Below are 6,004 nucleotides of genomic sequence, written 5' to 3'. Positions count from 1 at the left end.
CGCGCCTTGCGGGCCCGCCGCACCACGGCCGCCGCGCCCAGCAGCGCCACCGTCGCACCGGCCGCGCCTGCCGCCGTCGCGTCCTTGCGGCCCAGCCGCCGTCCCGCCACGGTGTGCCGCCCGGAGACCTCCTCCAGCAGCTCCGCGAGCACCTCCTCGTTGGTCCACCGGGGCCGCCACCCCGCGTCGTGCAGCCTGCTCCCGCTGATCACCCAGGGGTACATCGTGTAGGCGAGGTCACCCGCGGGGGACGGCGTCAGACCGATCCGGTGCAGCCGGGCCGCGGCCCCGAGGGCGACCGCCGACGGCAGCTCCATGCGCCGGATGCCGCTCAGCTCCTCGACCTCCTCCTGCTCCAGCCACCCCTCGCAGCCGACCGCCAGCTCGCCGTCGACCTTCTCCAGGACGGCGTACTCCAGGGCGCCGCACAGGTCCTCGACGTGGCAGAACTGCCAGGCGGGCCGCGAACCGGCGACCACCAGCAGCCGCGGCGACTCGAAGTACCTGGTCAACGCGGTGTCGGTGCCTCCGACGAGGACGGCGGGGCGGACCACCGTCACATTGAGACCGGGGTGGGCCCGCGGCGCGCGCCGGGCCAGCCGTTCGATCTCCAGGAGGTCGCCGACGCCGGTGGCCTCGGCCGTGGCGCGCAGCTCGGCGTCCTCCGAGAGCGGCAGCTCGTTGTCGGGCAGCGCCCCGTAGACCATCGCGGACGTGCAGAGCACGACCCGGTGGATCCCGGCCGCGGCGGCGGCCGTCAGCACCGTCTGCGTCCCCCGGACGTTGTAGGCCGTCCGGGCGGCGGCGTCGGTCTCCAGGTCGAGGTCGAGCGCGAGGTGCACGACCACGTCGGCGCCCCGCAGCTTCTCCGCGATGGCCGGATCACGCACGTCGAGAATGTGCCACTGGGCGGCCGCGCAGTCGCCGCGCCGCTCGTCGATGGCGATGACCTGTCTGACCTCGTCCGAGGCGGCCAGCCGCTCGGTGAGCAGTGCTCCGACCCCGGACGCGGCGCCCGTGACCGCGACGACGGGCCCGCGCACGGCGGGACGGGTTGACTCGTTTCGCGCTGCGCGAACCTGAGGATCTGGGGAACTCACCGGGCGTCTCCAGCGGTTGTCTTCAGTACGGACCCGAGTGACGCGTCCGTACCAGGTGGCATCCATCCTGCCGCAGGCCATGAGTCGGCGGAGCACCGAGGCCCGAACCGCGCGCGGTGTCTACGCTGGGTGGTGTTATCGGGCAGTCGTGCCGCCGGAGCCAACCGGCGGCCCTAGGAGCCGAGGAATCCCGTGAGTGACACCCCATTCGGATTCGGCCTTCCGCCGGAGGAGCCGGAAGACGGCGACGAGGGCAAGAAGAAGGACCAGCAGGGCGGCGGTGGTCAGGGACCGGCCAATCCGTTCGGATTCGGGCCGGCCGGCGCCGGGGGCGCCGACAACCCGCTCGCCGCGATGTTCGGTTCCCTGAACCCCACCGACCTGGGCGCCGCGTTCCAGCAGCTCGGCCAGATGCTGTCCTACGAGGGCGGCCCGGTGAACTGGGACATGGCCAAGCAGATCGCCCGGCAGACGGTCGCGCAGGGCACGTCGGACGGCACCAAGGACGCGAGCGTCGGCCCCGCCGAGCGCACCGCCGTCCAGGAGGCCGTGCGCCTGGCCGACCTGTGGCTGGACGACGCGACGTCGCTGCCCTCGGGCGCCGGGTCCGCGGTGGCCTGGTCGCGCGCGGAGTGGGTCGAGGCGACGCTCCCGGCCTGGCAGGAGCTGGTCGACCCGGTCGCCGAGCGGGTCGGCGCGGCGATGGGCGACGTCCTGCCGGAGGAGATGCAGGCCATGGCGGGCCCGCTGATCGGCATGATGCGCTCCATGGGCGGCGCCATGTTCGGCACCCAGATCGGCCAGGCCGTGGGGGTGCTCGCGGGCGAGGTCGTCGGCTCCACCGACATCGGCCTGCCGCTCACCCCGGCCGGGAAGGCCGCGCTGCTGCCGGGCAACATCGAGGCGTTCGGCAAGGACCTCGGCGTGCCCAAGGAGGAGGTGCGGCTGTACCTCGCCCTGCGCGAGGCGGCCCACCAGCGCCTCTTCGCGCACGTGCCGTGGCTGCGCTCGCACCTGTTCGGCGCGGTCGACGGGTACGCGCGCGGCATCAAGGTCGACACCGCGAAGCTGGAGGACGTGGTCGGCCAGTTCGACCCGCAGAACCCGGAGCAGCTCCAGGACGCGCTGCAGCAGGGCATGTTCCAGCCCGAGGACACCCCGCAGCAGAAGGCGGCCCTGGCCCGTCTGGAGACGGCTCTGGCGCTCGTCGAGGGCTGGGTGGACGCGGTGGTGCACACGGCCGCCAAGCCGCGCCTGACGTCCGCCGACGCGCTGCGCGAGACGCTGCGCAGGCGCCGGGCCAGCGGCGGCCCCGCCGAGCAGACGTTCGCGACGCTGATCGGGCTGGAGCTGCGCCCGCGCCGGCTGCGCGACGCGTCCCGGCTGTGGGCGTCGCTCACGGACGCGCGCGGGGTCGACGGCCGGGACACCCTCTGGGCCCACCCGGACATGCTGCCGACCGCCTCGGACCTCGACGACCCGGACGGCTTCGTCCACCGCGAGCAGCTGGACTTCTCCGAGCTGGACAAGATGCTCGGCGAGGCGGCGGACAAGCCCGACCTGCGCAAGAAGGACGCGTCGGAGGACGGCCCCGCCGACGGCACCGGGCGGCCCGGCGACACCGAGGGCGACGACGGCGAGTGAGCCTGCACGACGACGCGGTCCTCGTCCTGGAGCAGTTCGAGGGCCGGGCGGTCGAGGCCGACCTCGCGGACGGGGCGGACGGGGCGGAGGGCGCCGGTCAGCAGGCGCTGCGGAAGGTCTATCTGGACCACCTGGCGGCGCACGCCGACGGGCTGTGGAAGGCGTGCGGTGCCGGGCACCTCACGGCGAGCGCCCTGGTGATCGACCCGGCGCGGGGGCGGGTCCTGCTCACCCTGCACAGGAAGCTGCGGATGTGGCTCCAGATGGGCGGCCACTGCGAGCCCGGGGACCGGTCCCTGGCGGACGCCGCCCTGCGCGAGGCCACCGAGGAGTCGGGCGTGTCGGGCCTGACGCTGCTGCCGGGCGGCCCGGTGCGGCTCGACCGGCACGCGATCCCGGCGCCGTGCCACTGGCACCTGGACGTCCAGTACGCCGTCCTCGCACCGCCGGGCGCGGTCCAGACGATCAGCGACGAGTCCCTCGACCTGCGCTGGTTCCGCTACGACGAGGTGGCCGGGGTGGCGGACGCCTCGGTGGTGAACCTGCTGGAGGCGACCCGGGCCCGCCTCTGAGCCCGAGCACCGGGCTTCGGGGGCGTGCACGGACGTGATCAACACCGGGGTCCGGGCGTGATCACCCGCGGTGGGGTCCGGGCGCGGGTGCGAAGGTGACCACCGCGCCGGGGTCCGGGGCCCGGAAGGGGGGATCGCCGCGGCCAGGTCCGGGAGCGGGTAAGGGGCGGCCGCCATGGCACTCGCCCCTTACCCGGACCCGTCCCGCTGCCGGGCCTCAGCTCCAGACGTTGCCCTGGTTCTGCCCGTGCGCACCCTGCGCGCCCATGCCGAACTGCGCGGCGATCCCGCCGCCGATCTGGGCGTTCTGCGGCGGGAGCAGCTCACTGGGCTGGACGAGCGCGTAGCCGCTGCCCATGAAGCTCAGCTCCCAGCCCTCACCGGTGTTGCCGCGGCGCCGCCACACCCCGGAGGAGTGCGTCTGGGCCTGCATCTGCACCCGCAGTCCGGTCGACCAGGCGACGATCGCGTCGGCGTCGCAGTTGACGTACTTGTCGGGCGTCACCTGCATCAGCAGCGGCGCACCCGACGTCATCAGGGCGACCCGGCCGTGTCCGGTGATGTTGAGCTGGTACTTCCCCGAGCCGGAGATGCCGTAGAGGCTGTCGACGGCGATGATCTCGTGGTGCAGCGTGGAGTCCATCGCGAGCACGTAGGCGCTGTCGACGGTGAGGCCCTCCTGCTCCACCTCCATCACATGGACGTGCTGGGCGAGGTTGGCGAGGAAGACCGTGCCCTGCCCGTGGCAGCGCATCAGGTCGAGCCCCTCGCCGGTGTACATCCGGGCGCGTCCCTGCTGGGTGCTCTGGAACTCGGCGTCGAACTCGACGAGCCCCTGGTAGGCGACCATCGAGCCCTTGCGGGCGAGCAGGTCGTCGTGGCCCTCCAGGGTGACGCGCAGCATCTGCTGGTTCTGCAGACTCCAGCGGTCCTGGGTCTGGAGGTCGTTGTAGGCGAAAAGCGAGCTCTGCATGGCTGTTCTGGCTCCCCCTCAGCCCCGGACCCGGAGACGGTCGGTGCTGTCCTCACTGGGCTGGACGACGACGATGCCCTGACCGGAGAAGGCCATCTGGTAAGCCTCACCGCTGCCGCGGCCGATCAGCGACTGCGCCTTGAAGCTGCGCTTGCCCTTCACCTTCAGGTTCGGCGACCAGGCGACGAGCGCGTCCGGGTCGACGTACGTCTCGTCCTCGCCGCCTCCGCAGTCGACGACGATCGGGGTGCCGCGGGAGGTCAGCGCGACCCAGCCCTGGCCCGAGATCCTGGTGTTCCACAGGCCCTGCCCGGCGAACTTGGCGAGCCCCTTGACCCGCTCGACGCCCCAGGTGAGCTGGGCGTCGAAGGCGAGCAGATTGGTGGCGTTGACGGAGATGCCGTCGCCGTCGAGGTGGATGACGACGACGTCGGCGCCGTAGTCGGCGAGGTAGAGCAGCCCGTCGCCCGAGCACTTCATCAGCGGGGCGCCCTCGCCGGTGACCCAGTCACGGGCGATCTGGCGCACGGCGGGCGGGTTGGGCTCGTACTGCACGAACCCCTCGTAGGCGACCATCGAGCCCACGCGCGCGAGGAGGTCGTTCCCGCTCTGGAGGGCGACCTTCAGCATGTGGTTGCCGTGGTTCTCCATGCGGGCGGTGACGGGTGCGGGCGCGTAGCCCGCGAGCGGCTGGTTCATGACGGGCTCCCTCAGACCTCGTACGGCTGGACGACGATGAAGTTGCCGGGAGCGCCCCGGAACTGGAGGTTGACGCTCTCCCCGGTGTCGCCCGCGTAGGCGTTGCGGCGCATCCGCACCTGGCTGGAGACGATCACCTGGGAGGCGGCCGACCAGGCGACGACCGCGTTGCAGTCGGCGAAGGTGGTGGGCGTGACCGGGAGCACGACGGGCGTGCCGTGGGTCTGCACGATGATCGTGCCGGTGCCCTGGAACTGCATCGTGAACAGCGCGCCCCCGGGGATGCCGTGGCCCTCGATGCGGCGCACCTCGTACTGGAGGCTCTCGTCGAAGGCGAGGACGTTCTCCGAGGAGACGCAGATCGCGTCGCCCTGGAGTTCGACCGGGTGCAGATAGGTGGAGGAGTCCGCGAGGAACACCTGGCCCTGCCCGGTGCAGCGCATCAGCTGCATCTCCTGGCCGGTGGCGTTGCCGACGATGCGCCCGGCGAACCCGGCGCCCTTGTAGCTGAAGTCGACCTTGCCCTGGTAGAGCACCATGCTGCCCTGGCGGGCCAGCACGGGCTGGCCGCCGATGCCGAGGTCGACGCGGACGAGCTTCTTGTTCTGCTGCGTCCAGCGCTGCCCGGTGGGCGTCTCCTTGTACTTCTGGAGCGCGGCGGACACCCCGGAGCCCGACGGGGGCGGGCCCTGCGGCACGGTGTACTGCGCCCCTCCGTAAGGAGGCGTCTGCTGTCCGGGCACCTGGCCGAACGGCGGCTGCTGGAAGTGGCCGGGCGGCGGCCCCGGGGCGGGCGGGGCGCCGGGTACGGGGTGCTGGCCGTAGCCGGGCGGCAGGGGCGCGCTGGGGGCGCCGGGGCCGCCGTACGGCTGCTGGGGCGGTCGTCCGTAGGGCGCGGGGCCCGGGGGCGGCACGGGGGCGCCGCCGGGGCCGGTGAGGGGCGCGATGATCGTCGGAGCGCCGTGCACGTCGGCGGGCGGGGGCGGCGGGGTGGATCCCGGGGGCGGGGGTGTGTA

Annotated in this window: 6 protein-coding genes; 2 read left to right on the top strand and 4 right to left on the bottom strand. The window is 73.2% G+C overall.

Annotation, left to right across the window (positions count from 1 at the left end; genetic code table 11):
- Positions 1-1,100 (bottom strand): SDR family oxidoreductase (locus GA0115242_RS06500; RefSeq protein ID WP_093825453.1); only part of this gene is annotated, 1,100 nt, incomplete at its 3' end.
- Positions 1,101-1,292: 192 nt separating this feature from the next.
- On the opposite strand from GA0115242_RS06500, the gene GA0115242_RS06495 reads away from it, so the two are divergent.
- Both GA0115242_RS06495 and GA0115242_RS06490 read left to right on the top strand, forming a co-directional pair.
- On the top strand, positions 1,293-2,744 hold the full coding sequence (locus GA0115242_RS06495; RefSeq protein ID WP_093825450.1) for a zinc-dependent metalloprotease: 1,452 nt from the start codon (positions 1,293-1,295) through the stop codon (positions 2,742-2,744).
- On the top strand, positions 2,741-3,316 hold the full coding sequence (locus tag GA0115242_RS06490; protein WP_093825448.1) for an NUDIX hydrolase: 576 nt from the start codon (positions 2,741-2,743) through the stop codon (positions 3,314-3,316). The genes GA0115242_RS06495 and GA0115242_RS06490 overlap by 4 nt, the downstream gene beginning before the upstream one ends.
- 217 nt (positions 3,317-3,533) lie before the next feature.
- On the opposite strand, the gene GA0115242_RS06485 is transcribed toward GA0115242_RS06490, so the two are convergent.
- From GA0115242_RS06485 to GA0115242_RS06475, 3 genes are all read right to left on the bottom strand, one after another.
- Positions 3,534-4,289: an AIM24 family protein gene (locus tag GA0115242_RS06485; protein WP_093825446.1), complete on the bottom strand. Its 756-nt coding sequence runs from the start codon at positions 4,287-4,289 to the stop codon at positions 3,534-3,536.
- An 18-nt stretch (positions 4,290-4,307) separates the two neighbouring features.
- A complete protein-coding gene (locus tag GA0115242_RS06480; RefSeq protein ID WP_093825444.1) occupies positions 4,308-4,988 on the bottom strand; it encodes an AIM24 family protein in 681 nt (226 codons plus the stop codon).
- Between the two features lie 11 nt (positions 4,989-4,999).
- Positions 5,000-6,004 (bottom strand): AIM24 family protein (locus tag GA0115242_RS06475; protein ID WP_141721519.1); only part of this gene is annotated, 1,005 nt, incomplete at its 5' end.

The sequence above is a fragment of the Streptomyces sp. SolWspMP-5a-2 genome (genome assembly GCF_900091845.1).
Classification (GTDB): Bacteria; Actinomycetota; Actinomycetes; order Streptomycetales; family Streptomycetaceae; genus Streptomyces; species Streptomyces doudnae.
This window is presented reverse-complemented; position numbering and strand designations above follow the sequence as displayed.

Coding starts and splice junctions, on each gene's coding strand:
- GA0115242_RS06485 (WP_093825446.1), bottom strand. CDS start 4,289: ATGCAGAGCTCGCTTTTCGCCTACAACGACCTCCAGACCCAGGACCGC.
- GA0115242_RS06480 (WP_093825444.1), bottom strand. CDS start 4,988: ATGAACCAGCCGCTCGCGGGCTACGCGCCCGCACCCGTCACCGCCCGC.